The following is a 22033-nucleotide window of genomic DNA, read 5'->3' on the forward strand; positions in this document are numbered from 1 at the left end:
TTGTTTACTGACTAAGGTTCAGGGTTATGATACCGGTTTTTGCATTAAACCTGAAACAAAAATGCCCCATGAAGGGGCATTTTTTATGATTCTATTTCTATTTCAAATTGTGTGAGTGCCTTAAACTGCTGCAGCCTTTGGAGCACTTCACCTTTTTGAAGCTTTTGCATCCTCTCGGTTCCGAATTTCTCAACGCAGAACGATGCGAGGTTCGAGCCGTGAATGATGGCCTTTTTCATATTGTCGAAGGAAATGTTTTCGCTTTGCGTAATGAATCCTGCGAAACCTCCGGCAAAGGTGTCTCCGGCGCCTGTCGGGTCAAATACTTCTTCGAGTGGCAATGCGGGGGCGAAGAATACCTCTTTGTCATGGAACAACAATGCGCCGTGTTCGCCTTTCTTGATCACGACGTATTTTGGGCCCATGGTATGGATTTTGGCCGCTGCTTTTACCAAAGAATATTCTCCTGACAACTGTCTTGCCTCTTCATCATTGATTGTAATGACGTCAATACGTTTCATGACATCAAGCAGCTCCGGCAATGCGCAGTCCATCCAGAAGTTCATCGTATCAAGCACCACGAGTTTGGGCTTTTGCTCCATCTGGTCCAGAACGCTGCTTTGTACTATCGGATGAAGGTTCCCGAGCATCACGACATCGGCATCTTTAAAATGCTGGGGTACGACCGGATTAAAATCTGCGAGGGTATTGAGTTCTGTCACCAAAGTATCGCGCGAGTTCAGGTCGTTATGGTAACGGCCGCTCCAGAAGAACGTCTTGCCGCCTTTTACGATCTCCAATCCTGAAATATCGATATTCCTTGCGGTGAGCAAATCGAGGTATTCCTGCGGAAAATCATCACCTACCACAGAAACGATGGCAGATTGCAGATTAAAATAAGAAGCGGAAAGTCCGATAAAAGTCCCGGCGCCGCCAAGGATTTTGTCTGTTTTCCCGAATGGGGTTTCAATCGCGTCGAACGCTACTGTGCCGACGATCAGTAATTTATTCATTTTTCGGATTTCGAATTAAGAGGGGCAAAGGTAAGCGATAAGTTGCAGAGTTGCAAAGATTGAAACAAGCAAAGTGTTATAAGCGCTTCGCTTCCTCTCTTTCGTAAAAAAAGTCCACCGAAAGTGCCGGCTGCATCGAGGCCATGACCGCCAGTGCATCGCAACGTTCGTTCTGCGGATGCGCATTGTGGCCTTTGACCCATTTGAAATCCACTTTATGTTGTCGGTAAATCTTTAAGAAACGCTGCCAAAGGTCCGGATTTTTCTTTCCGGCGAACCCTTTTTTTTCCCAACCGAAAACCCATTTCTTTACAACGGAGTCGATGACATATTTGGAATCTGACACAACCAGGACCGTCATATTCGGGTTTTTAAGTTTTTCCAGGCCGACGATGACCGCAAGCAGCTCCATTCGGTTGTTGGTCGTCAGGCGGAAACCTTCGTAAAATTCCTTGCGATAGCCGGTCCCGACAAGCTCCATGACCACGCCATAACCGCCGTTCCCGGGATTTCCCTTGGCAGCGCCGTCGGTATAGATATGCACCTGGTGGGACATCGGGATTTTCGGAGGTTTAAGGATTCAGGTTTAAGATTTGCTCAATGGCCTTCGGGAAATGCTCCTGCTCGAGCCGGTGGATTTTTGCCGCGATGGCTTCTGCGGAAGCGCAGTCGGAAATATCGACATTTTTCTGTAAAATCAGGCCGCCTTCGTCATAATTCTCGTTGACATAATGCACGGAAATTCCGGTTTCCATCTCCTTATTATTGTATACGGCGCGGTGTATGTGCATGCCGTACATGCCTTTTCCGCCATATTTCGGGAGCAGCGCCGGGTGGATGTTGATGATTTTTCCGGGGTAGTTCCTGATAATCTCTTCGGGAAACTTAAGCAGGAAGCCTGCCAGCACAATCAGGTCAGGTTGGTATGTCATGACCTCGCGCAGGACCGTGCCGTCATACAGCATCTCTTTTGAAAATATAAAAACGGGCACGTCACGCGCTTCGGCCTTTGCAACCACACCCGCATCGGGCTTATTGCAGAACACCGCCGAAATTTCGGCCAGGCCACCGTCGTTGAAGTGCCTGATAAGGTTTTCAGCATTGGTTCCGGAACCTGAGGCAAAGACAATAATGTGGCGCATTTTCATATCAAAAAAGGTTATGCAAAAAAAAGAATAATAAATGGTTTTAAAAATGCAGTTGGCACGGAATGTTAAATTTTTTTTCTACCTTAGTATTCATATTTATGAACTAAAACGTGGTTTTAAAATAAAGTTTTTTATTTTTGCCAACAATTTAAAAATTAAAATTTAAGATTATGTCAGACATTGCATCAAGAGTTAAAGCGATTATCGTAGATAAATTAGGCGTTGACGAAAACGAAGTTGTAACGGAAGCGAGCTTCACCAACGATTTAGGAGCGGATTCATTAGACACTGTTGAGCTTATCATGGAGTTTGAAAAAGAATTCGACATCCAGATCCCGGACGATCAGGCTGAAAATATTGCTACTGTAGGACAGGCAATTTCTTACATCGAAGAAGCGAAAAAATAATACACCTTACACCCGATTTTAAAAGCACCAGTTGTTAAATGCCATAAAAATTGGGATTTGATTATTGGAATTTCTAAATTTCGGGTGTTATTTTTTTAAATCATTTTGATTGATTTCAGTCATTCATCATATATCATACCTATGTCATTTTATGCTTCCCATAGATCTACATAGGTATTTTTAGTTTAAACAAACTGTAAACGAATCAGGTTATGGAATTAAAACGGGTTGTAGTAACAGGTTTGGGCGCGCTCACACCGATTGGTAATTCGATTGAGGAATATTGGAATTCTTTGATCAATGGCGTCAGTGGTGCCGCTCCTATCACTTATTATGATACGGAAAAACACAAAACGAAATTCGCCTGTGAAGTAAAGAATTTCAATATTGAGGATTATATGGATCGTAAGGAGTCGCGCCGACTGGACAAATTTGCCCAGTATGCGATTGCCGCCAGCGATGAAGCGATTAAAGATGCCGGGCTTACAGCAGACAATGTCGACAAATACCGTGTAGGCGTTATCTGGGGTGCCGGAATCGGTGGCCTCGAGACCTTCCAGGAAGAGGTCATGTATTACGCAAAAGGCGATGGTACGCCGAAATTCAATCCTTTCTTTATCCCAAAAATGATAGCCGATATCGCACCTGCGCACATATCCATGCGCAATGGTTATATGGGCCCGAATTATACTACCGTTTCTGCCTGCGCTTCTTCAGCCAATGCGTTAATCGACGCGTTCAACTATATCCGTTTGGGCATGTGCGACGTCATCATTTCAGGCGGATCGGAAGCGGCCGTTACAATTGCCGGCATGGGCGGCTTCAACTCCATGCATGCGCTGTCCACAAGAAACGAATCTCCCGAAACCGCGTCAAGGCCATTTGACGCGACACGCGACGGGTTCGTTTTAGGCGAAGGCGCCGGTGCGCTGGTCCTGGAAGAATACGAGCATGCCAAAGCACGCGGCGCTAAAATTTACTGCGAAATCGGTGGTGGCGGGATGTCGTCTGACGCCTACCATCTCACTGCACCGCATCCTGATGGCATCGGGGTGATTGCCGTAATGAAAAATACTTTGCGCGACGCGGGAATGAGCCCTGAGCAGGTGGATCACATCAACACCCACGGGACTTCAACACCGCTGGGCGATGTAGCCGAATTGAAAGCCATCAGCGCCGTATTCGGCGACCATGCGAAAACGCTGAACATCAATTCCACCAAATCAATGACGGGCCACTTACTGGGTGCCGCCGGAGCCATCGAAGCGATTGCCTCTATTTTGGCTATGGAGCACGGGATTATCCCGCCAACGATCAACCATACGGTAGTCGACGAAAGCATCGACCCCTCATTGAACCTGACACTGAATAAGGCACAGAAAAGAGATATCAAGGTTGCGATGAGCAATACATTTGGTTTCGGCGGACACAATGCCTGCGTGTTGTTTAAAAAATTAGAAGCCTAATTTTGAATGCGTATCCTTAAAAAAATATTTTCCCGATCCCGTCCTGAAGAAGGCGGGATTTTTTTTGGCGAAATCGAAAAGATCATTGGGTTCAGGCCGCTCAACATAGAAGGCTACACAATGGCATTCACCCATCGCTCATCGAACAAAACCGATGAAAAAGGCAATCCCATAAGTTACGAACGACTGGAATTTTTAGGTGATGCGATGTTGAGTTCGGTGATCGCTGCGCACCTTTTTAATCAAGTGCCTTCCGGAGATGAAGGATACCTGACTAAAATGCGGTCCAAAATTGTAAGCCGCGAGCACCTTAACGAATTGGGCCGTGACCTGAATCTGATTCGTTTCGTGGAGAGCAAAGTTCCCACACAGCATTTCGGGGATAATATCCATGGTAATATATTTGAAGCGCTGGTGGGTGCGATTTATCTTGATGCGGGTTATCCTGCCTGCGAAAAATTCATCAATGCCCGTGTGATTGCGCCTTACGTTGACATCCCAAAACTTGAGGGAAAAGTCATCAGCTACAAAAGCCTTTTGATCGAATGGTGCCAAAAAGAGAAAAAGACATTTCATTACGATGTGTTCGAAGATAACGGCATCAGCGGCGAGCGGCTGTTCGGGGTAAAACTTAGCATTGACGGGAAAGTGGTCGCCAAAGCACGCGCGGTTTCTAAGAAAAAAGCCGAGGAAAAAGCGTCCCACCGTGCCTATTTTGCATTTCAGGAAAAAATTAACACAAAATAAAAATAATTCCTTAAAGCTATAACGATTTCGTTGATAAATAAACGTTAACCCGTTGGTTTACTGTTTTTTTGTGCGCTATAAACACTATCTTTACCGCTCATTTCTGAATTAAAAATGGCTATTCATAAATTGCATATTGATGAATTTGACGAAAATAACTACAACCTCGTTGCAATTCACACTTCCCTTGAAGATTACAGGCTGGCATATTTTATCAATCAGAAATTGCCTATACGCTTAAGCAAAAATAAAGACGAGATACAGATCCAGGTGAAGCAGGGTGAAACCAGTTTTTCAAGGTATACCTTTGACAACATTGATGCTGAAATATCATGGAATCTAATCCAGAACAAAAACGAAGTGGATGTGGCAAAATCAACCACAACAGATTTGTTTTCTAACCAGCCCGTGGCTACAAAAGTCTACCTTCTGCCCGAGTTCAAAAAGGTTGACTATTTCCTCAAGATTGAAAATGCCGTTGAAAGCCTGGACAGCATCACTTCAAAAATCAATACAATATTACAAATATCCGCTGTTTACGCTGTTGCAGCAAACGCGATAAAATCTAAAAATAATTTAATTTTCTGATAAAATGCCAACCAACAAAAAGACAAAAATTGTAGCCACATTAGGCCCCGCCTGTAGCACGAAAGAAGTCCTGAAGGACATGATCGACGCTGGGGTAAATGTATTCAGGGTGAACTTTTCACATGCTGACTACAGTGATGTCAAACAAAAAATTGACACCATCCGCGAACTTAACGAGGCATATGGATATACGACTGCCATTCTTGCCGACCTTCAGGGGCCAAAACTCCGCGTGGGTGTGATGACCGAGGATGTGGTAGTGAAAAACGGCGACCTGATTACGTTCCAGACTGCCGAAGATGTCCCCGGCACTGCCCAGCGCGTCTACATGAATTACAAAGAATTTCCGCGCGATGTCAATCCCGGTGAGCGCATCCTGCTCGACGACGGCAAACTGATTTTCGAAGCCGTTGAAACCAATGGTACGACCGAAGTCATTTGTAAAGTCGTCCAAGGCGGGCCGCTGAAGTCTAAAAAGGGCGTGAACCTCCCGAACACCAAAGTGTCGTTGCCTGCCTTAACCAAAAAGGACATTAAGGATGCTATTTTCGCTATTGAACAGCAGGTGGACTGGATTGCGCTTTCTTTTGTAAGGACACCGAAAGATCTCGAAGAATTACAGGATTTGATTGCAAAACACTCTGAACATAAGATTCCGATTGTTGCCAAAATAGAGAAACCGGAAGCGGTGGAGAACATTGATAAAATCGTTGCGTTTTGTGACGGACTCATGGTTGCCCGTGGCGATTTGGGTGTAGAAGTACCAGCCCACGAAGTACCGCTGATCCAGAAAAAACTCGTGAACCGTGCCAAAACCGCAAGGATTCCGGTAATTATCGCAACACAGATGATGGAAACGATGATTACAAGCCTCACGCCCACGCGTGCCGAAGTAAATGACGTAGCCAACTCCGTGATGGATGGCGCCGATGCTGTGATGCTTTCCGGGGAAACCTCCGTGGGTAATTATCCGGTGCAAGTAATTGAAAAGATGACGCAGATTATAGAGGCTGTTGAAGATTCACCTTTGATTCAGGTGCCGCAAAATACGCCACAAATCAGAACTAAAAGGTTTATCACCAAATCGATTTGCCATCACGCAGCGATGATGGCCAATGTAATCCGTGCCAAAGCAATCTGTACGCTGACCAACAGCGGTTACACGGCGTTCCAGATTTCGGCATGGCGCCCGCAGGCACACATCCTGGTTTTTACTTCCAATAAGAGGATCCTTACCCAACTCAATTTGCTTTGGGGTGTAAAATCGTTTTACTATGATAAATTCGTAAGCACCGACGATACTGTAACCGACATCAACCAGATGGTCCGCGACAGTGGCTTTGTCGACAAAGGGGATTTTCTAATCAACCTTGCCGCCATGCCGGTGACTGATAAGGGAATGGTAAATACCCTCCGCGTTTCAGAAATAGAATAGTTTATAATTATGTTGAAGAAACCGTCCAATTTGCCCAGGGCGGTTTTTTTATTTGGTCTCAATTCAGGTTGACACGTGAGGTTAATATATCCCGCAATGAAACTTTAACAATTGGTGTGGATTTTGCACAACGAAGTTATCGGGCAATTGATTAGGGTTACTATCCCCCCTTCCCTGAAGGCAAAATACAAATTACCGCTGACAAGCCGGTACGGAAAACGCCTACCAATTCTTAAATTTTACAAATTCCGTTCCCGCCGAGGGGCTTATTTTTCTCCATCCCATTCCGCATAAAACTGTGAAAGGAAATCCTCCATAAACTGATGGCGTTGGGCGGCTATGCGCTTTCCGGTGTCGGTGTTCATTCGGTCTTTAAGCAGCAGTAGTTTTTCATAGAAATGGTTTACTGTCGGAGCAGCAGAATTTTTATATTCCTCTTTCGACATATTCAGGTTCGGTCGGATTTCAGGATTGTAGAGCGGCCGGTTTTTAAACCCTCCATAGTTAAATGTCCGTGCGATACCTACCGCGCCAATAGCATCAAGACGATCGGCGTCCTGTACAATCTGCAGTTCAATCGAGTTAAATTTCTTTTCAAAATTGCCTCCTTTGAATGAAATGTTTCGGATAATATTGATGACATGATCAATCGTAGGTTGATTGACGTTATTGTCAGCAAGAAATTTCCTTGCGGTCTCGGGACCTATATTTTCATCGCCGTCATGGAACTTACTGTCTGCAATATCATGCAAAAGCGCGCCAAGTTCAACGACGAGCATATCGCAATTTTCGTGTTTTGCAATCAGCTGACTGTTTTTATAAACACGCTCAATGTGAAACCAGTCATGACCGCCTTCGGCATCCCTGAGCTTCATTTTTACAAATTCAATCGTGTCGGTAACCAACTTCTGATCTTTCATCTTTATCCAATAAAAAAAGTTGAACCAGGTAAAATTCCTGATTCAACAATTGAAAATTTAAATGTAAATTATACCCTCGCCGGCTCTACCCATTTAAAGATATGCGACTCTGCCGGAATGACCAGTCTTTCCGAAATCTTAAGCATTCTGGCCGGAAGTTTCATGAGGTAGTCTCGTGCTTTTTCAGCTTCATCGGTCAGTCCGCCGATATTCTCAATCTCCCAGCGGTTGATGAGTTTTTGGAGGATGTCCACGTAATCGGCAGCCGTATACACTCCAATCCTCTGCGCAGAATCCGAAAAATGATCAAATGCCGAAGCAATTTTCGCACCTGATTCCCGCAGAAACCCTGCAGGCATCACAATTTTGTATTTCATCATGTCATGAAAGGCAATCATCATCTGGCTTGGATCGACTTTGAAGATTTGGTGAACAAATTCACTGTAGGCATTATGGTGGCGCATTTCGTCACCGGCAATCATTTTGCACATTTTGGAAAGCCTTTTTTCACCATATTTCTTTGCCAGTTGGGACACGCGATTGTGTGAAATATATGTCGCGAGTTCCTGAAAACTGGTATATACGAAGTTCTTATAAGGGTCGCGCGCCGTGCCGATATCGAAGCCATCATTAATCAGGTGCTGCGTTGTCATCTCCACTTCACGCATGTTCACGCGCCCGGACAAATAAAGGTATTTGTTCAGTAAATCGCCATGACGGTTTTCCTCCCCGGTCCAGTGGCGTGTCCAGGCTGACCAGCCGTTGCGCTCCACATTGTCAATACCTTCCACGCTCATCAGCCAGGATTCGTAGGTAGGCAGCGCTTCCTCGGTAATGGTATCACCGATAAGCACAATCCAGAAATCGTAAGGCAGGTCTTTGGCCAGTTCCTGCAGCTCTTTAACCTGCTCGCCAAAATTCTCGGCTGACGGATCGGGCAAAAAATCGGTCGGCTGCCAGATGGTTTCTACCGGAATGAGGTATTCCTTGACATAATCATCCACTTTTTTTTCCAGAAGCTGCATCACTTCCAGCCTGATATTTTGTAAAGACATAACTGATTTAGTTTTTAATTCCCTGAACAATGGATCGCTCTGTTCGTTCCAAAATCTCTTCGAACGGCAAATCCTTAACCGGCAATGCCTCGTGAACGGTAAAGGTAAGGCGATTTCCCAAACCTAAAGGAAAAAATCCGTATTTAACAATTTTCCACGAATTGTTTATCGTAATGGGGACCACATAAGCTGAAGGCGCGTACTTGCACAGGATTTTGAGTCCGCTTTGCGCAAATTCCTTCGGCTTACCGTCTTTGCTGCGGGTACCTTCCGGGAAGATTACTGCCGAGCGGCGAAATTTCTCAATGTATTCGGAAAGTCCTTTAATCACCGGAATGGCTTGCTTTGGATCTTTCCGGTCAATCAACACCGAGCCGCCGTGTCGTAAATTGTATGATACGCTTGGGATGCCTTTCCCCAATTCTGCTTTACTGACGAACTTCGGGTGGAATTTCCTCAAAAACCAAATGATACAGATGATATCATAAAGGCTTTGATGATTGGCTACGAAAATTACAGGGACGTTCTTCGGGATTGCATCGATATTGCGGAAGGTAACACGCGTGCCCAAAAGGATGGTGTTTTTCAACAAAAGGAAATTCAGGTAGTCAACGCTCTTTTTGTGTGCCTGATACCCGAATACGTTAAAGCAAATCCACTGTATCGGATGGAACACGACCAGGATCAGGCCGAAGAAGAAGTAATACAGTACCGATATCGGGTAGGAGATGATTTTTTCCATTTGTTAAATCTGTGCTGCAAATATAATAAAGTTCGGGAGATCGAAAGCGACGTCTCCCGAGGCAGTTTAGGCAACATTCACCTGCCGCAGGATCAGCGCCTTCACGTTGATACCCCGAACTTTTACACTTGCGGAATTCACATCAAAAAAAACACTATTTTTACGCAAAATAAACGCCAATTTAAATGAAAGAAAAGATGAGTTCAGAAAAAGAATCAAAATTAAAAGCCTTACAACTTACATTAGACAAACTTGACAAAACCTACGGAAAAGGCACCGTAATGAAGATGGGTGACAAGGCGGTTGAAGAAGTCGAAACGATTTCTTCCGGCTCGCTCGGACTGGACCTTGCCTTAGGGGTTAACGGATATCCGAAAGGAAGAATTATTGAAATATACGGACCTGAATCCTCGGGTAAGACAACGCTGACACTGCACGCTATTGCCGAAGCGCAAAAAGCAGGCGGTATTGCGGCGTTCATCGACGCGGAACACGCCTTTGACAGGAATTACGCCGAAAAACTCGGTGTGGAAATCGAAAACCTCATCATTTCACAGCCGGACAATGGCGAACAGGCTTTGGAAATTGCCGAAAACCTGATCCGTTCGGGCGCAATTGATATTGTCGTAATTGACTCGGTGGCCGCGTTGACGCCAAAAAGTGAAATCGAGGGCGAAATGGGAGATTCGAAAATGGGTCTTCACGCCCGACTCATGTCGCAGGCATTGCGTAAATTGACCGGAACAATCAGTAAGACCAATTGCACCGTATTTTTTATCAACCAGCTTCGCGAGAAAATCGGGGTAATGTTCGGAAATCCTGAAACTACAACAGGCGGAAATGCGCTGAAGTTTTATGCTTCGGTGAGGCTTGACATCCGCCGTTCGTCACAAATCAAGGACGGTGAAAACGTCATCGGGAACCGTACCAAAGTCAAAGTCGTTAAAAATAAGGTAGCGCCGCCATTTAAGACGGCAGAGTTTGACATCATGTATGGTGAAGGAGTCTCAAAAACAGGAGAAATACTCGACCTTGCGGTTGAATTCGAAATTGTCAAAAAATCGGGGTCCTGGTTCAGCTACGGCGATACCCGCTTAGGTCAGGGACGCGATGCCGTCAAGACCATGATCAAGGACAATCCGGAGCTCGCAGACGAATTGGAAGACAAAATCAAGGCACAGATCAAAGAAAATGTCTAAATTTATGAAACCCGAAATTTTTCGGGTTTTTTTTTGCCTAAACGCAACCTATTGGCAGAAAATTCATCTTTGGAATGAGAATGAATCAACAGTTTGATTAAACAATTGAAAATGAAAAGATTAGTCCTATTTTTACTGACGATTTCTGCTTTAATTTCCTGTAGTCCGAATGATGACAGCCCCAGCTACCATCTTGAAGTGCTTCCTGTAGAAAGTTTCACGGTTCCTGAAAGTTTCGACATGAATCAGAATTACCAGATTAAAGTAAAATATAAAAGGCCTTCCGATTGTCATTTCTATCAGGGAATTTACTATGAGAAAAATGGCCAGGAGCGTACTTTCGGTGTGCAGACTAGCGTCCTTGAAGCAGATTACTGTAATCCTTTGGATGAAGCACCGATAGAGGTTACATTTGATTTCCTGTGTACTCCCGGCAACCAATACTATACCTTTAGGTTTTACAAAGGTGAGGACGCGAACGGAAACAACCTTTTTGAAGAAGTAACCATCCCCGTTACTTATTAATTAATTTTAGATTGGGAAGCCTGTGGGGTTAGAACAACTCATTGCCGATTGCAAAAAGAACGATGCCAGAGCACAGGCGGAAATATACAAGTTATTTTCGGCGAAGTTTTTCGGTGTCTGCCTGAAGTATTCTGCCAATTACGCAGAAGCTGAGGACAACCTGCAGGACGGTTTCCTGATTATTTTCAACAAAATCGAGCAGTTCAATTTTAAAGGCTCGTTTGAAGGGTGGGCGAAGCGCATCATGATCAACAACGCGCTACAGAAATTCCGCGGCGTACGTTTTCTCGAGATTGTCAACGAAAACATCGCCGAAGAGGAAACCGTAGAGATTGATGACGAGAACGTGTCACTGGATTACCTCATCGGGATCATACAGGAACTTCCGGAACGGTATAGGCTGGTATTCAACCTCTACGTTCTTGACGGGTATTCACATAAAGAAATAGCGGAAATGCTCGACATCACAACCGGAACGACTAAATCAAACCTGGCACGCGCCCGGATGATTCTTAAAGAAAAAATAGACATTCATAACGGTAAAAAAATACCCACTGCAAAATGAGTGAACGGAAAAACATAGACAGGCTGTTTCAGGAGAAATTCAAGGATTTCGAAGCGGCACCCGGCGATCACGTCTGGAAAAATATTGAGGCGGCATTGCAGCAAAAGAAAAAGGAACGCAAAGTCATTCCAATCTGGTGGCGTCTTTCCGGTGTCGCCGCAGCGCTCGTAATCGGGCTGCTCATCATTAATTACACCTTTTTCAATGCTGACAGCAACGGAGCAAATCAAGTCGTCACCAACGAAAAAAATCCTGCCAAAACAAACAGGTCTTCCAAGACTGAAGGGGTTGCGGAACAGGGGAAAAACAGGGTCTTAAAGCCCGCACGCTACGTGAATTCGCCCGACAATCCGGTTTCGAATGAGGAGAATTCACTGAAATCAAAATCGGCTGCGGTGGCCGGAGAAGGCCAGTCAGTTGCCGCATCACCATCGGTAAGAAAGGAAAAACCGAAAACCACAACAGACATCGGCATAGAATCCGAAAAAGGCGTGGCCGCCGGCGGATCTTTACCTGCAATCCGGAAAACAAACCGCTCGGGAGCAGCAAGGGTCGATGCCAATGCGGAAAGCGTCGTAGCGAGCAAATCATCTGCTGTCCAAAAAAGAAAAAAGAATGCTTCGAAAATCAACATCAATACCATTGAGGAACCGGCTCAAGGCATTCGCAAAACCGAAACAGGGCTTGCCGGCCGCAATACAAAACCTAAGAAAGCACACCCGGCTGGGCAGGCTGGCGCCAGAAACACGACAAACCAAGGCCTTGCCACTTCAGAAACAGTGGAAAGTGATAAAAACGACGAATTCAATCGGCGTGAAAATGAGCTAAAGTCTACCCGTGGGTCAGGTTCAGGGATTGCGGTAAACGATCCGTCAAAAAGCCAGAATCCGGTCAACCCGCAATCGAAGGACACCGAAAACCGTCCATTCGGGGATGCTAAAAACAGCGTTGCCGGAGACAATACCCTTTCGGACAATAAAATTAAAACCGCTACACTTCCCGTGGCAGACAAAAAATTAGATTCGGCAGCCATTGCCACTGTCGAGACTAATGAACTGGAGAAATTGCTGGCAAAACAAAATGAAAAAGAAGAAAAAGTTGCCGAATCTAAATTAAATAGGTGGCAGGTCAGCTCAAGCGTTGCCCCTATTTATTTTAGTTCATCAGGCGGTTCGCCGCTCGACGAGGAATTTTCCGGAAACGACAAGAGTTACGACAACAATGTGAGTTTTGGTGTGGGAATCAATTACGCCATCAACGATAAATTCAGCGTGCGCACGGGCGTTAACAAACTGACGCTGGGGTACGATACCAATGGCGTGATTTTCTATGCCGGACTGGACGGCCAAAGCATCAGCAACATATCACAGCAGGGCAATGCCGCTTTTATCGAAGTGGTTGACCAAAGTAAATTTGATGGGCTGCTGCCGTTTGAAACCAGCCTGCAGGACCTCAATTACGGGTCGATCAGCCAGCGGATGGGATACATTGAAGTGCCGATGGAGATGTCTTATAAACTTGTGGACAAGCAATTCGGGGTGACACTGATTGGCGGTATGAGTACACTTTTCCTTGACGAGAACAAAATTCGGGTCACGTCAAAAACCATGAATGCCAATCTTGGGAAAGCCAACAACCTGAACGATGTGCATTTCAGTTCCAACATCGGTGTCGGGTTCAAATACAATTTCCTCAAGGCATTTGAATTCAATTTTGAGCCGATGTTCAAATACCAGCTCAATACGTTCAGCAAAGATTCAGGGAACTTCAAGCCTTACTTCATCGGATTGTATTCGGGGATAAGCTTTAAATTTTAAGTTTAGGTTTTAATTTTTTTGTTATGTTTATTTGGTTTTTATTACTTCGGGAGTAATAAATGAAAGGGAGTTCGCGGTGGCGGACTCTTTTTTATTTACCGAAATCGAGTAATTGCCTGTGAATGACTTCCCTGGTCTGATCCCGCAATGCCTTCTTATCATCGAGTACCAAACCTTCTGTAGGTATGAAATGGTGGATCCTGGCACGCATAATGCCGGGGCTCCCACTTAAGAATGTGTAGGAAAAACGCTTTTTATTGTCCGCAAAAGTAATCGGCACAACCGGAATCTGATGCTCGATGGCCAATCGGAAAGCACCATCCTTAAATTCATCCAACAATACCGATTCGTCATCAGGCACGCCGCCTTCAGGAAAAATGCAGATGCTGAGTCCCTGACTGAGCCGCTTCTGGGCGCGTTCAAACACTTCCATCCTGCTTTTAGAACTCTTACGGTCAACCAGAATACAGGTCCGTTTATAAAAGAATCCGAACAACGGGATTTTGGCCAGTTCCTTCTTCCCGACAAAAACAAACGGATTGCTGACGATGGATAACATCAGCATGATGTCGGTCATCGACGTGTGGTTTGCGACAAACATATAACTTTTGCCCGGCTCGGGATGTTCGGTAATGTCCACCCGCGGCGAAAAACCCATGCCGAGCAGGATAATCCTCGCCCAAATGCGCGCCATTACAAAGAAATAGGGGTACCACCGCTCGTGGAGGATCGAGATGAAAAGCAACGGGAACATCACGATAATCGGGACACCCATCAGGATATAAAACCAAATCCGCCAAAGCACCCAAAATACCGTTTTCACTATTTTCATAAAATCAAAAGTAAGAATTTGATTCTGTTTTTTGCCAAAACATTTACCTTTGCGGAAATACCCTTAACATGGCAAAAATCCTTACCGGCATTCAGAGTACCGGCACGCCGCATCTTGGAAATCTCCTTGGTGCGATCCTTCCCGCAATCGAATTGTCGCAGCAACCCGCAAACACATCGTTTCTTTTTATCGCTGACCTGCATTCTGTTACGCAGATAAAAAACGGCGAAACGCTGAAGCAGAATACGTACAGTACGGCTGCGGTCTGGCTGGCTTGTGGTTTGGATACCAGCCGTGTTACGTTTTACAGGCAATCCGATGTTGCTGAAACCGCCGAACTGTCCTGGTACCTGAGTTGTTTTTTTCCCTTTCAGCGTTTGACGCTCGCGCATTCGTTCAAAGACAAATCAGACCGGCTGGAAGACGTCAACGCCGGACTTTTCACGTACCCGATGCTGATGGCAGCCGACATCCTGTTGTATGACGCCGAGTTTGTACCGGTCGGGAAGGACCAGTTGCAACACATTGAGATTACGCGCGACGTCGCTTCCCGCTTCAACCACCAGATGGGTGATACCTTCGTACTTCCCGAGCCGTTCACGCATGAGGAGACCAAACTTGTCCCGGGAACCAATGGCGGAAAAATGAGCAAATCAGCCAATAACATCATCAATATTTTCCTCGACGACAAGGCCCTGCGCAAACAGGTCATGTCAATTGAGACCGACAGCACGCCACTGGAAGATCCCAAAAATCCGGAAACCTGCAAAATATTTGCCATTTACCAACTGCTCGCCAGCCAAAGTCAGGCCGATGCGATGCGCGAAAACTATAAGAATGAAAACCGGGATTTCGGGTACGGCCATGCCAAGCAGGCCTTGTTCGAACTGATTGTGGAAAAGTTCAGCACCGAGCGCAGCAAATACAATTATTATATGGACAACCTTGAAGAACTGGACAGGGAACTGTCGCTTGGCGCAGAAAAGGCGCGCATAGTGGCCCGTGAGGTGCTCGCGCGCGTCAGACAGCGACTCGGGTTTTTGTAATTGTTTTATCCCGGCCTTAAATGGCCTCGAACAGTTTTCCCGGTAATGGCCTTACAGCGCCCTTGAGTTCCATATTCAATAATATTCCTGATAATCTGAACACCGGTACAGCACATTCCAGCGCGATGGTATCGAGCAGTTCCTTGCCGGTTTTGTTCAGGAAATCGTAGACTCTCTGTTCTTCGGGATCAAGCGCAATAAAAAGCTGCTTCTGTACCGACTTTACCGGTTGCTGTAAATCCCAATTGAGCATGTAGACGAGGTCGGCAGCCGATGTCAGCATATTTGCCTTCTGGGTTTTGATCAGGTTGTTGCACCCCTGGCTGTACTTGTCAGACACACGCCCTGGAACGGCAAAAACATCGCGGTGGTAATCGTTTGCTATGGCGGCCGTCACGAGTGAACCGCCCTTTTCCGCCGATTCGATAACGATAGTAGCTTCTGAAATACCGGCCACAATGCGGTTGCGTTGCAGGAATTGCTCGCGGATGGGATTGCTGGAACTCCAGAATTCCGTCATAAAGCCGCCGTTGTCCATCACGGCCGAAAGGTACTTTTTATGCGCTTTGGGGTATATCTGATTGAGCCCATGCGCAAGGATGGCTACCGTTTGCAGTTTGTTCTCTACCGCGGCAAGGTGCGCCGTAATATCGACGCCGTAAGCAAATCCGCTTACTATAACGGGATCCAGCGGTGCCAGCGCCGCAATCAGCTCCCGGCAGAAATCCCGCCCATATGCTGTAATTTCCCTGGTTCCGACGATACTGATAACGCGCTTTCGCTTTAAGTCAATATGCCCTTTTGAAAAAAGGACGATGGGCGCATCGGGGCAATGGCGTAATTTTTCGGGATAATCATCGTCCGTAAATGCTGTTGCCGAAATACCGGAACTCTCGATAAAACGCAATTCCGCTTCAGCTTTCTTAAAGACGGATTTATCCTGGAGTTTCGCTGCGGTCACCGATCCGATCCGATCGATTTTCTGGAGCTTTTGAGGTTTTTCGGAGAAAATGGCCTGGGCCGTCCCAAAGTGAGAGAGCAGCTTTTTGGCATTGATTTCCCCGATGCCGTCCACTTTCTGGAGGGCCAATAGGTAGAACAGGTCTGTATGGCGCATATTAAATATTTGAGGGTCAAGATACTATTTTTGGGCAAATTGTTAATAAAATCTGTTGATAAAATTTTGCTGCCGCAGCCTTATCTTTAACTTTGTTGACATGAAGATTGAACACTATTTATCGCAGCTTTTGTATCGTTACCAATGTGTAACCGTTCCGGGATTCGGTGCGTTCCTGACAGAGATCCAATCGGCTGCAGTGCATGAAGGCAATGACTACTTTTACCCGCCGAGGAAAATCGTCTCGTTTAACGCATACGTAAAGAACAACGACGGTCTACTCGCGCACCACATTTCCCAATCAGAAAGGATTTCCTACGAATCTGCAGTAGATCTCATCCAGAAAGAGACCACGCTTTGGCGCGCTGCGCTTTACAACAATCAGTCGGTTTTACTGGGCAGCATTGGGACAATTTCTTTAAACCGTGAAGGCGGTCTCGTTTTCGAAGCCAATGACCAGACCAATTATTTTACGGCCGCGTTCGGTTTGTCGCCTTTCATGTCACCTTCAATCCTCCGCGAAAGCGTTGTTGAAGTCAGTGTACCTGAAGAATCGCCTGTAATCAATCTGACGCCGCAAAAGTCGAACCGTGCTTACCTTAAATACGCTGCCGTATTTGTCGTAGGGCTGGGTGCCGCAGGGTTCTTTTTCAACAATTATTATCAAAATGACATAGCACAGCAAACGCAGGTCGTGCAGGCTGCGGTGCAAAAAGAAGTGCAGGGCAAAATCCAGGAGGCCACTTTCATGATTCCGAGTCCGCTTCCCAATGTAACACTGACGGTTAAACAACCGAAGATGCCATACCATATCGTTGCCGGGGCTTTCAGGAGTGAGGAAAATGCACAGAAGAAGTTTGACGAACTGATCGGACTGGGGTACCAGGCAAGGCGAATGCAAAAGAACCGCCATGGCTTGTTTCCGGTGCTTTTCGGAAGCTATACGACTTACGCAGAAGCACAGACCGCCCTCAGGGAAATCCATCAGGCACAAAATCAGGAAGCCTGGCTGATGGTCAGGAAATTCTAAAATATAATCCCGTTAATGCGGGATTTTTTTATGGCTGTAATTTATCTTTGCAAAAAAAACAATGCAACCCAAACATCCTTCCGAATCCCTGACCACCTTAACCGATCTGGTATTGCCAAGCGAAACCAATCCGCTGAATAACCTTTTTGGAGGAGAATTGCTGGCCCGTATGGATCGCGCCGCAAGTATTGCCGCCCGAAGGCATTCCAGGCGCATCACGGTGACCGCTTCCGTAAACCATGTGGCGTTTAACCGAAGCATCCCGTTGGGGAGCGTGGTGACAATTGAGGCCAAAATATCGCGCAGTTTTAAAAGCTCGATGGAAATTTTCCTCGATGTCTGGATTGAAGACCGCGAATCGGGAAGCAAGACCAAGGCCAATGAAGCGATTTACACGTTCGTTGCCGTCGATGAAACCGGAAGGCCTGTTGAAGTGCCGCCCGTAATTCCGGAAACGGATCTCGAGCAGGAACGTTTCGATGCGGCGTTGAGGAGGAAACAACTGAGCCTGGTGCTGGCCGGAAAAATGAAACCTGCCGAGGCCACCGAATTAAAAGCATTATTTATATAGCGAAAGCCGGAGTTCATCCGGCTTTTTCATTTATCTCAGGCAAATGCTAGTTCCCTTTGAAATCGGGTTTCCTTTTTTCAAGAAAGGCGGTCGTGCCTTCTTTGAAATCTTCCGTATCGAAACACTTTCCAAAGGCCTGAATCTCTGCCTTAAAACCGTCCATGCCTTCCTTGTAACCCGCATTAACGGCCGTAATGGCCTGACCGATGGCTGTTGGGGAATTCCTTGCAATTTTTTGGGCAATGCCTTGGGCGAATTCCAAAAGTTCCTGCTGCGGAACCACGTAGTTTACCAGACCGCAGGATTTTGCTTCTTCTGCAGTAATCATCCCGGCTGTCATAATCAATTCCATGGCTTTCCCTTTGCCGATTAACTGCGGAAGACGCTGCGTACCGCCATAACCCGGAATGACACCAAGTGACACTTCAGGAAGACCCATTTTAGCATTGTCGGACGCAATCCTGAAATGGCAGGCCATGGCCAGTTCCAATCCGCCACCAAGCGCAAATCCGTTTACGGCTGCAATCACCGGCGTACTGAGGTTTTCTACAAAGTCAAACAGGATGTCCTGACCATGCGCGGCGAGCTTTGCGCCTTCTTCAACCGAAAATGACGCAAATTCGGCGATATCGGCACCGGCTACAAATGCCTTTTCTCCTGAACCCGTAACGATTATCACCTTAACATCGGGATTTTGGCCGGCTGTTTTAAAAGCATTATGCAGTTCCTGTATCGTCTGCCGGTTCAGTGCGTTCAGTTTTTCGGGCCTGTTGATGGTGATTTGTGAGATGGCACCGTGGGCCACCAGTATGTTTTCGTACGTCATGATATTGTGATTTATCTCTTTTATGAAGTCAAATGTAACCAAATTCTATACAACCGATGGAATCAGTTGCTGTTGCGCTCGCGGATTTTTTTGTAAAATTTAAAGCCAAGCATGATCAATACAGAAAACAACAATATACCGATCACACCGTAAATCCAATTCAGGGCGTCTTTTACGATGATCAGGAAGACCACTGCAAAAAGGATGATCGTAGCCCCTTCATTCCACAAACGCATAAAATTTGAAGTATAATTTATCTCGTCGCGCTGCAGCTGCATATAAATCTGATGGCATTTGGCGTGGTATAGGAACAACAGGAATACAAACCCGAACTTGACCTGCATAAAATCCAACTGCATCAAACCCGGATTCAGGTACAGCATGGCCAATCCGAAAATGGTGGCGAGGATTCCCGATGGCCAGGTGATGATATACCAAAGTCGGTATGTCATAATTTTGTATTGATTTTGCAGGATTTCTCTTTCAGGGGACGGTTTCGCGGCAGCTTCTATCTGGTAGACAAACAAGCGGACAATATAGAAAAGCCCGGCAAACCAGGTGATGACAAATATCAGGTGCAATGATTTGATGTAATTGTAATAGTCCATTATTGCTTTAGGTTATGGTTGATTTCCCTTTTCAGGAACAAGGCCGTTGTAATGGTCGCCAAAACATCCGCAATAGGAAAGGAAACCCATACGCCAAAAATATCAAAAAAACGCGGCAAAATCAGGATGAGTGGGATCAGGAAAAATCCCTGTTTGCTCAACGTCAGCATTAAAGCCTTAACTGCCTTGCCTGCTGCCTGGAAATATCCGGCCCCAATGAGCTGGATGGCAATGACGGGCGACGCAGCAAAAACCCAACGAAGCGCGTTCGGCGTGTCGTCCATCACGGATTGATCGGTGGTGAACAGGGTAACAATCTGCGCAGCGAAAATCAGGATTACAATGTAAATCGCAATGGCCAACAAGCAGGCGTACTGTATCGCCTTAAAAATGGCTTCGCGCACGCGTGAAAATTTCTCAGCGCCGTAGTTATACCCTGCGACCGGCAAAAATCCTTCCACAATGCCGTTTACCGGGAACAATGCAAACATCAGCATCTTACTCACTATACCGTATACCGTCACCGAATGTTCGCCACCATGCTCAAAAAGCACGTGGTTCAGCAAGACCGATAAGATGCTGATGACGCCTTGTCTTGCAAAGGTCGTCGAACCAAGCGCTCCCACTTCGATGGCGATTTTCGTATTTGGCTTAAAGTCACCCCATTGTAACCTGAGTTTACTTTTAAAAACAAAAAACCACAGCAGGTACAGGAAGGCACATGCAAAGGAAACGGCTGTCGCGAGCGCCGCGCCGAAAATGCCCCATCCGAACATTTTAATAAACAGGATGTCCAGCAGAATGTTCCCCATCGCCGCAATGATCATGGTCGTCATTGCCGCGCCGGCCTTGTCTTCCGCGCGCATCACGGAATTGCCCATCGTCAGGAAAGCCTGCAACGGCGCGGCAAGCAGTATCGGGTAAAAGAAGATTTTGGCCGGGGCGATGATTTTGCCTTTGGCGCCAAAAAGTGCCAGTACGTCTTCGGTGAAAATCAAACCCAGGATGACCAAAACAGCCGACAGCAGCAGCGTCATGACAATCTGGTGTGCAAATGCAGAACGTGCTGCAGCCTCATCATCGGACCCCAAAGCCCTTGAAATCACCGAGCTTCCGCCAACGCCTATTGAGAGGCCAAGCGAAGCAATGAGGAATGCAATAGGGGTTACAACCGTTAGGGCGGCAATGGCCAGCGAACCCAGCCAGCGTCCGACGAAAATCGTATCGATGAGCAGGTTTACGGTCATAAACAAAATCCCGACTGATGCTGGAACTGCCTGCCGTAGCAGCAGCTTTCCGATGCTTTGTGTGCCGAGATCCTGCTGGGTTACCGCCATTTATTGTGAGGATTTTGCCCAGTCGTTGATCCAGTTGCCTACAGTCTGGCACCAATGATCGTCGTCATTAAGACAGGGAATGGCAAGGAATTCTTCTCCACCGTGTTCCTTAAACTGGTGATTGGCTTCCATAGCAATTTCTTCAAGCGTCTCAAGGCAGTCTGCTACAAACGCAGGGGTGACAACGGCCAGTTTCTTAATTCCTTTTTCTGGCATTTTGTTGATTTCGACGTCGGTGTAGGGTTCGAGCCATTTGTCTCCGGCGAGGCGGGACTGAAATGTCTGGCTGTATTTGCCTTCGGGGATGCCAAGGTAAGCCACGACCTGTCTCGTCGTTTCATAGCATTGGTGCCTGTAGCAGAATTCGTGCGCGGGAGACGGTGTCATGCAGCACTTCCCGTCAATTTTACAGTGCGATTTGGTGACATCGGTCTTGCGTATGTGACGCTCGGGGATACCGTGGTATGAAAACAACAGGTGGTCGTAATCGTAACTGCCAAGGTGTTTCCTCATCGACTCCGCCAGGGCTTTGATATAGTCCGGTTTGTTGTAAAATGCCGGAACGGTGGTGAAAGTCATGTTTGGAAAATGCTTCCTGCGCAGTTCTTCGGCTAATACCAGGATTGTCACCGTTGATGCCATGGCGTGCTGCGGGTACAATGGAAAAAGCATGACTTCGGTTACACCCTTGTCGTGCAGTTGCTGCAGTCCGGACAGGATATCGGGCTTGCCGTAGCGCATCGCCAGGGCCATCGGGACCTGCACCTGCTTTTCTACCTTAGCGAACATCCGTTTTGACAAAACGATCAAAGGCGATCCTTCTTCCCACCAAATCTTCTTGTATGCTTCGGCAGATTTCTCAGGGCGTTTGCGTAAAATGATTCCGCGCACCAGCAGGGCACGCAGCAGGAACGGTACGTCAATGACGTACTTGTCCATTAAGAACTGGTCGAGGTATGGTTTTACGTCCTTCGCATCCGGGCTTTCTGGTGAGCCGAGGTTTACTAATAATGCTCCTTTCAAAATATCTTGGATTTTA

Annotated in this window: 24 protein-coding genes; 12 read left to right on the plus strand and 12 right to left on the minus strand. The window is 46.4% G+C overall.

Annotated elements, in window-relative coordinates:
* Window positions 1-83: 83 nt before the first annotated feature.
* The 3 genes from HYN48_RS03130 to purN all read right to left on the minus strand — a co-directional run bounded on the left by HYN48_RS03130 (window position 84) and on the right by purN (window position 2161).
* Window positions 84-1013 (minus strand): PfkB family carbohydrate kinase, encoded by a 930-nt coding sequence (locus tag HYN48_RS03130; RefSeq protein ID WP_108369746.1) that lies wholly within the window; start codon window positions 1011-1013, stop codon window positions 84-86.
* Between the two features lie 76 nt (window positions 1014-1089).
* Window positions 1090-1569, minus strand: a complete 480-nt coding sequence (gene rnhA, locus HYN48_RS03135; RefSeq protein ID WP_108369747.1) for a ribonuclease HI — start codon at window positions 1567-1569, stop codon at window positions 1090-1092.
* A 16-nt stretch (window positions 1570-1585) separates the two neighbouring features.
* On the minus strand, window positions 1586-2161 hold the full coding sequence (gene purN, locus HYN48_RS03140) for a phosphoribosylglycinamide formyltransferase (RefSeq protein ID WP_342747875.1): 576 nt from the start codon (window positions 2159-2161) through the stop codon (window positions 1586-1588).
* A gap of 170 nt (window positions 2162-2331) precedes the next feature.
* On the opposite strand from purN, the gene HYN48_RS03145 reads away from it, so the two are divergent.
* The 5 genes from HYN48_RS03145 (at window position 2332) to pyk (ending at window position 6804) form a co-directional block, all read left to right on the plus strand.
* Entirely contained in the window at window positions 2332-2568 is a 237-nt protein-coding gene (locus tag HYN48_RS03145) for an acyl carrier protein (protein ID WP_007137004.1), read from the plus strand.
* Between the two features lie 212 nt (window positions 2569-2780).
* A complete protein-coding gene (fabF, locus tag HYN48_RS03150) occupies window positions 2781-4034 on the plus strand; it encodes a beta-ketoacyl-ACP synthase II (RefSeq protein WP_108369748.1) in 1254 nt (417 codons plus the stop codon).
* Window positions 4035-4040: 6 nt separating this feature from the next.
* Entirely contained in the window at window positions 4041-4781 is a 741-nt protein-coding gene (gene rnc, locus HYN48_RS03155; RefSeq protein WP_108369749.1) for a ribonuclease III, read from the plus strand.
* A 114-nt stretch (window positions 4782-4895) separates the two neighbouring features.
* Entirely contained in the window at window positions 4896-5369 is a 474-nt protein-coding gene (locus HYN48_RS03160) for an IPExxxVDY family protein (protein ID WP_108369750.1), read from the plus strand.
* A gap of 4 nt (window positions 5370-5373) precedes the next feature.
* The gene (gene pyk / locus HYN48_RS03165) at window positions 5374-6804 is read left to right on the plus strand and encodes a pyruvate kinase (protein WP_108369751.1); all 1431 of its coding nucleotides are present in this window, start codon (window positions 5374-5376) and stop codon (window positions 6802-6804) included.
* A gap of 266 nt (window positions 6805-7070) precedes the next feature.
* On the opposite strand, the gene HYN48_RS03170 is transcribed toward pyk, so the two are convergent.
* The 3 genes from HYN48_RS03170 to HYN48_RS03180 form a co-directional block, all read right to left on the minus strand.
* A complete protein-coding gene (locus HYN48_RS03170; RefSeq protein ID WP_108369752.1) occupies window positions 7071-7724 on the minus strand; it encodes an HD domain-containing protein in 654 nt (217 codons plus the stop codon).
* 68 nt (window positions 7725-7792) lie between these two features.
* Complete coding sequence (locus tag HYN48_RS03175) at window positions 7793-8779, minus strand: acyl-ACP desaturase (protein ID WP_108373319.1); 987 nt, start codon at window positions 8777-8779, stop codon at window positions 7793-7795.
* A 7-nt stretch (window positions 8780-8786) separates the two neighbouring features.
* Window positions 8787-9521, minus strand: a complete 735-nt coding sequence (locus tag HYN48_RS03180; RefSeq protein WP_108369753.1) for a lysophospholipid acyltransferase family protein — start codon at window positions 9519-9521, stop codon at window positions 8787-8789.
* A gap of 197 nt (window positions 9522-9718) precedes the next feature.
* Between HYN48_RS03180 and recA the strand changes: the two genes are divergently transcribed.
* From recA to HYN48_RS03200, 4 genes are all read left to right on the plus strand, one after another.
* A complete protein-coding gene (gene recA / locus HYN48_RS03185) occupies window positions 9719-10720 on the plus strand; it encodes a recombinase RecA (RefSeq protein ID WP_108373321.1) in 1002 nt (333 codons plus the stop codon).
* 111 nt (window positions 10721-10831) lie between these two features.
* Window positions 10832-11245, plus strand: coding sequence for a hypothetical protein (locus HYN48_RS03190; RefSeq protein WP_146171711.1), 414 nt, complete (start codon window positions 10832-10834; stop codon window positions 11243-11245).
* Between the two features lie 22 nt (window positions 11246-11267).
* Window positions 11268-11810, plus strand: a complete 543-nt coding sequence (locus HYN48_RS03195; RefSeq protein ID WP_108369755.1) for an RNA polymerase sigma factor — start codon at window positions 11268-11270, stop codon at window positions 11808-11810.
* Complete coding sequence (locus HYN48_RS03200; protein WP_108369756.1) at window positions 11807-13627, plus strand: outer membrane beta-barrel protein; 1821 nt, start codon at window positions 11807-11809, stop codon at window positions 13625-13627. Before HYN48_RS03195 ends, HYN48_RS03200 begins: the two co-directional genes overlap by 4 nt.
* A gap of 91 nt (window positions 13628-13718) precedes the next feature.
* On the opposite strand, the gene HYN48_RS03205 is transcribed toward HYN48_RS03200, so the two are convergent.
* Window positions 13719-14459: a lysophospholipid acyltransferase family protein gene (locus tag HYN48_RS03205; protein WP_108369757.1), complete on the minus strand. Its 741-nt coding sequence runs from the start codon at window positions 14457-14459 to the stop codon at window positions 13719-13721.
* 68 nt (window positions 14460-14527) lie between these two features.
* Between HYN48_RS03205 and trpS the strand changes: the two genes are divergently transcribed.
* Window positions 14528-15505 (plus strand): tryptophan--tRNA ligase, encoded by a 978-nt coding sequence (gene trpS, locus HYN48_RS03210; RefSeq protein WP_108369758.1) that lies wholly within the window; start codon window positions 14528-14530, stop codon window positions 15503-15505.
* 16 nt (window positions 15506-15521) lie between these two features.
* Here trpS and dprA read toward each other — a convergent pair whose 3' ends face one another.
* Window positions 15522-16622 carry a DNA-processing protein DprA gene (dprA, locus tag HYN48_RS03215; protein WP_108369759.1) on the minus strand — a complete coding sequence of 367 codons (1101 nt, stop codon included), beginning with the start codon at window positions 16620-16622 and terminating at the stop codon, window positions 15522-15524.
* Between the two features lie 100 nt (window positions 16623-16722).
* On the opposite strand from dprA, the gene HYN48_RS03220 reads away from it, so the two are divergent.
* Together HYN48_RS03220 and HYN48_RS03225 are read left to right on the plus strand one after the other, a co-directional pair.
* Window positions 16723-17652, plus strand: coding sequence for an HU domain-containing protein (locus HYN48_RS03220; RefSeq protein ID WP_108369760.1), 930 nt, complete (start codon window positions 16723-16725; stop codon window positions 17650-17652).
* A 61-nt stretch (window positions 17653-17713) separates the two neighbouring features.
* Window positions 17714-18223: an acyl-CoA thioesterase gene (locus HYN48_RS03225; protein WP_108369761.1), complete on the plus strand. Its 510-nt coding sequence runs from the start codon at window positions 17714-17716 to the stop codon at window positions 18221-18223.
* Between the two features lie 46 nt (window positions 18224-18269).
* On the opposite strand, the gene HYN48_RS03230 is transcribed toward HYN48_RS03225, so the two are convergent.
* The 4 genes from HYN48_RS03230 to hemH form a co-directional block, all read right to left on the minus strand.
* Window positions 18270-19049, minus strand: a complete 780-nt coding sequence (locus HYN48_RS03230; protein WP_108369762.1) for an enoyl-CoA hydratase/isomerase family protein — start codon at window positions 19047-19049, stop codon at window positions 18270-18272.
* A gap of 62 nt (window positions 19050-19111) precedes the next feature.
* A complete protein-coding gene (locus HYN48_RS03235) occupies window positions 19112-19657 on the minus strand; it encodes a CopD family protein (protein ID WP_108369763.1) in 546 nt (181 codons plus the stop codon).
* Window positions 19657-20994 carry an MATE family efflux transporter gene (locus tag HYN48_RS03240; protein WP_108369764.1) on the minus strand — a complete coding sequence of 446 codons (1338 nt, stop codon included), beginning with the start codon at window positions 20992-20994 and terminating at the stop codon, window positions 19657-19659. Before HYN48_RS03240 ends, HYN48_RS03235 begins: the two co-directional genes overlap by 1 nt.
* Window positions 20995-22017, minus strand: a complete 1023-nt coding sequence (gene hemH, locus HYN48_RS03245) for a ferrochelatase (RefSeq protein ID WP_108369765.1) — start codon at window positions 22015-22017, stop codon at window positions 20995-20997. It lies immediately after the preceding gene.
* Window positions 22018-22033 lie beyond the last annotated feature (16 nt).

This window comes from Flavobacterium magnum, from assembly GCF_003055625.1.
In the GTDB taxonomy this organism is placed as follows: Bacteria; Bacteroidota; Bacteroidia; order Flavobacteriales; family Flavobacteriaceae; genus Flavobacterium; species Flavobacterium magnum.

What these genes read in the sequence shown, in the direction of transcription:
- HYN48_RS03130 (WP_108369746.1), bottom strand. Translation starts at nt 1,013, where the DNA reads ATGAATAAATTACTGATCGTCGGCACAGTAGCGTTCGACGCGATTGAA.
- rnhA (WP_108369747.1), bottom strand. Translation starts at nt 1,569, where the DNA reads ATGTCCCACCAGGTGCATATCTATACCGACGGCGCTGCCAAGGGAAAT.
- purN (WP_342747875.1), bottom strand. Translation starts at nt 2,161, where the DNA reads ATGAAAATGCGCCACATTATTGTCTTTGCCTCAGGTTCCGGAACCAAT.
- HYN48_RS03145 (WP_007137004.1), top strand. Translation starts at nt 2,332, where the DNA reads ATGTCAGACATTGCATCAAGAGTTAAAGCGATTATCGTAGATAAATTA.
- fabF (WP_108369748.1), top strand. Translation starts at nt 2,781, where the DNA reads ATGGAATTAAAACGGGTTGTAGTAACAGGTTTGGGCGCGCTCACACCG.
- rnc (WP_108369749.1), top strand. Translation starts at nt 4,041, where the DNA reads ATGCGTATCCTTAAAAAAATATTTTCCCGATCCCGTCCTGAAGAAGGC.
- HYN48_RS03160 (WP_108369750.1), top strand. Translation starts at nt 4,896, where the DNA reads ATGGCTATTCATAAATTGCATATTGATGAATTTGACGAAAATAACTAC.
- pyk (WP_108369751.1), top strand. Translation starts at nt 5,374, where the DNA reads ATGCCAACCAACAAAAAGACAAAAATTGTAGCCACATTAGGCCCCGCC.
- HYN48_RS03170 (WP_108369752.1), bottom strand. Translation starts at nt 7,724, where the DNA reads ATGAAAGATCAGAAGTTGGTTACCGACACGATTGAATTTGTAAAAATG.
- HYN48_RS03175 (WP_108373319.1), bottom strand. Translation starts at nt 8,779, where the DNA reads ATGTCTTTACAAAATATCAGGCTGGAAGTGATGCAGCTTCTGGAAAAA.
- HYN48_RS03180 (WP_108369753.1), bottom strand. Translation starts at nt 9,521, where the DNA reads ATGGAAAAAATCATCTCCTACCCGATATCGGTACTGTATTACTTCTTC.
- recA (WP_108373321.1), top strand. Translation starts at nt 9,719, where the DNA reads ATGAGTTCAGAAAAAGAATCAAAATTAAAAGCCTTACAACTTACATTA.
- HYN48_RS03190 (WP_146171711.1), top strand. Translation starts at nt 10,832, where the DNA reads ATGAAAAGATTAGTCCTATTTTTACTGACGATTTCTGCTTTAATTTCC.
- HYN48_RS03200 (WP_108369756.1), top strand. Translation starts at nt 11,807, where the DNA reads ATGAGTGAACGGAAAAACATAGACAGGCTGTTTCAGGAGAAATTCAAG.
- HYN48_RS03205 (WP_108369757.1), bottom strand. Translation starts at nt 14,459, where the DNA reads ATGAAAATAGTGAAAACGGTATTTTGGGTGCTTTGGCGGATTTGGTTT.
- trpS (WP_108369758.1), top strand. Translation starts at nt 14,528, where the DNA reads ATGGCAAAAATCCTTACCGGCATTCAGAGTACCGGCACGCCGCATCTT.
- dprA (WP_108369759.1), bottom strand. Translation starts at nt 16,622, where the DNA reads ATGCGCCATACAGACCTGTTCTACCTATTGGCCCTCCAGAAAGTGGAC.
- HYN48_RS03220 (WP_108369760.1), top strand. Translation starts at nt 16,723, where the DNA reads ATGAAGATTGAACACTATTTATCGCAGCTTTTGTATCGTTACCAATGT.
- HYN48_RS03225 (WP_108369761.1), top strand. Translation starts at nt 17,714, where the DNA reads ATGCAACCCAAACATCCTTCCGAATCCCTGACCACCTTAACCGATCTG.
- HYN48_RS03230 (WP_108369762.1), bottom strand. Translation starts at nt 19,049, where the DNA reads ATGACGTACGAAAACATACTGGTGGCCCACGGTGCCATCTCACAAATC.
- HYN48_RS03235 (WP_108369763.1), bottom strand. Translation starts at nt 19,657, where the DNA reads ATGGACTATTACAATTACATCAAATCATTGCACCTGATATTTGTCATC.
- HYN48_RS03240 (WP_108369764.1), bottom strand. Translation starts at nt 20,994, where the DNA reads ATGGCGGTAACCCAGCAGGATCTCGGCACACAAAGCATCGGAAAGCTG.